This is a genomic window from Stenotrophomonas sp. STEN038 (assembly GCF_056759895.1).
The window spans coordinates 1-2,606 of record NZ_JBRRDW010000113.1 but is presented as its reverse complement, the minus strand read 5'-3'; the positions used below and the strand labels follow the sequence as shown (position 1 = coordinate 2,606).

The following is a 2,606-nucleotide window of genomic DNA, read 5'->3' as shown; positions in this document are numbered from 1 at the left end:
TGTCAAGCAAGGTGCCTGTAGAGCCGAGCCATGCTCGGCACGGCTTTAACGGTAAGGCCTCTGCCGACCATGGCTAGGCACTACAGGGATGCCTTTTAGCGGATGCGCACCGGCAACGGGATGTTGCACAGGTCGATATGGCCGGCGGCGCGCTTGTAGAAGCCATCCACGCGGTTGCGGCGCGCTTCCACCGCATCGGCGAAGGTCTTCGAGTCGGTGCGCAGCACCTGCAGCTTTACCCGTTGAGCTTCTGGCAATTCGCTGGCCAAGGTGATCGCCTTGATCTGCGTGCGCTGCGCGGGGTCTTCATAGAAGCCCATCGGGTCCGGGCCGCGTTTGATGGAACTGAGCAGTTCCATGCCCTTGAGCACGCGACCAACCAAGGTGATGTTGCGGTCCAGCTGACGCGGCGATTGACCGGTGACCACATAGAGTTCTGCACCGATGCTGCTGTCTTCGTCGTTGTTGCGGCCAGCACCGAGCGCCCCGTAGCAATGCGCCAGCCAGGCATTCTTGCCATCGCTGCCGACCGCAAAGTCGCCGACGAAGCCGGTTTTGGCCGCCCAGCCGTCGGGGTCGGGCAGGGCGGTGAATGCCAGGCCTTCCAGCGGGCGCTGGAACTCGGCTGGCAGGTGGCTCTTGGCGCTGCCCATCGACTTGGCCTTGGCCGCATCGTCGGCATCGGCGTCGCCGAACTGCACCACGAAGTTGTCCTGCGAGCGGTAGATGCTCAGCCCATCCCAGAAATGCTCTTTGGCCATGGTGCGGATGTTGCCGGCGTGCTCGGGAGCGAACTGCGGGGCCAGCTCGATGATGACGCGGCCGCCTTCCACATCCATGTACAGCGTGTTCTCGGCTGCCGGGGTATGCCAGTCGCTGGCCGGTGCGGCATCGATGATCTCCTGCGCGCTGCGGTACTTGGCGGGGGCGTCGGCCGCCAGCAGCGGCAGCGGGGACAGCGACAGGGCCAGGGCGAGCAGGCAGGGACGTAGCGTCATCGTGCGCATTCCAGATGGGTGTGTTCCCGATTCTGCGCGATTGCACTTGCTGCCCGCCAGCCTCGTGACCGAGGTGGGGGTGACTACCGGCATATTCACTATAGCGAACTAAGTACTAGTATCTACTTCACGTTAGCTGGCAGGAGTGAGGGCCATGACTGAATTGGATGCATATCTGCGCAAGTTCCAGAAGGAATTGAGCACTGGCACGGTGTCGCTGGCCTTGCTGGCGGTGCTGGCCAAGGCGCCGGAGCCGCTGTACGGCTATCTGATTGCCAAGGAGCTGGAGCGGGTAGGTGATGGCGTGCTGAGCGGCAAGCAGAGCGCCTTGTACCCGGTGCTGCGCAACCTGGAAGGCGCTGGCCTGCTGGAAAGCCATGTAGAGCCATCGGTGGCTGGACCGCCGCGGCGCTACTACCGCATCAACGACGACGGTCGTGCCGCCCTGCGGCAATGGATCGCTGCCTGGAATGCCACCCGCGACTCGGTCGAGTCGGTACTGGAAGGAGTCAACTGATGACTATCGAATTCAACGCGCGGCCGCTGCCGACGACGATTCCCGAATACCTGGACCGGCTGCGTGCCGCATTGAGCGGCGCTGACCTGGCGATGATCCAGGACGCACTGTACGACGCCGAGGAATACCTGCGCTCCGAGTTGGCCGAACAGCCGGGCAAGAGCGAAGCCGAGGTGATCGCGGGTGTTGCCGGCAGCTACGGTGCGCCGGAGGAAGTTGCGGAGATCTATCGCGAAACCGAGGTCACGGTGAACCGCGCGATGCGCACACCGCGGCCAACAGCGCGGCCGCAGCCTGTAATGGCGATGGCGGCAGTGGGTACCACGGCGTCGTCCGTCGAGCCAAACGCTGCGGCATCGGTTGCTGCGCCGGTACAGCGTTCCTTGCTGGCACGCTTCTTCGGTGTTGCGCTGGATCCACACACTTATGGCTCGCTGTTCTACATGCTGCTGTCGCTGGCCACCGGCATCTTCTTCTTCACCTGGGTGGTCACCGGTTTGTCGCTGTCGGTATCGCTGCTGATCCTGATCATCGGCATCCCGATCCTGCTGCTGTTCCTGGGCTCGGTGCGGGTGTTGTCGCTGGTTGAAGGCCGCATCATCGAAACCATGTTGGGTGTGCGCATGCCGCGTCGTCCCGCCTATACCGATCGCAGCCAGGGTTGGCTGCAGCGCATCGGTGCGATGTTCTCGGACGGCCGCACCTGGCTGACGATGCTGTACTTCGTACTGATGCTGCCGCTGGGCATCCTGTACTTCACCGTGGCTACGACCTTGCTGTCGACGTCGTTGGCGCTGGTGTTCGCACCGGTTGCAGCGCTGGTTACCAACGAGCCGATTGGGCTCTGGATCGATGGCATCAACGTTGGCAATGCGTTCTGGTTGTGGCCGGTGTTGGTGGGTGTAGGCGTGTTGCTGCTGTTCGGCACGCTGCATCTGGCACGTGGCGTCGGCAAGCTGCACGGCGCCATGGCCAAGCATCTGTTGGTGCGGTTGTAAGCACAGCGGATGGAAGGAATGCAGACGAGGGCGCCAATGGCGCCCTCTTTTTGTAGTGCCGAGCCATGCTCGGCAGAGGCATTACCAGTAGAG

3 protein-coding genes are annotated in these 2,606 nt (G+C 63.0%); 2 read left to right on the top strand and 1 reads right to left on the bottom strand.

The genetic code is table 11. The features are described 5' to 3' along the window. Positions 1–95 precede the first annotated feature (95 nt). Positions 96–998 carry a peptidylprolyl isomerase gene (locus tag ACVOLS_RS21490; protein ID WP_481547310.1) on the bottom strand — a complete coding sequence of 301 codons (903 nt, stop codon included), beginning with the start codon at positions 996–998 and terminating at the stop codon, positions 96–98. Between the two features lie 154 nt (positions 999–1,152). On the opposite strand from ACVOLS_RS21490, the gene ACVOLS_RS21485 reads away from it, so the two are divergent. Together ACVOLS_RS21485 and ACVOLS_RS21480 are read left to right on the top strand one after the other, a co-directional pair. Next, positions 1,153–1,515 carry a PadR family transcriptional regulator gene (locus ACVOLS_RS21485; protein WP_303746967.1) on the top strand — a complete coding sequence of 121 codons (363 nt, stop codon included), beginning with the start codon at positions 1,153–1,155 and terminating at the stop codon, positions 1,513–1,515. Then, positions 1,515–2,513 (top strand): sensor domain-containing protein, encoded by a 999-nt coding sequence (locus ACVOLS_RS21480; RefSeq protein WP_481547309.1) that lies wholly within the window; start codon positions 1,515–1,517, stop codon positions 2,511–2,513. Before ACVOLS_RS21485 ends, ACVOLS_RS21480 begins: the two co-directional genes overlap by 1 nt. Positions 2,514–2,606 lie beyond the last annotated feature (93 nt).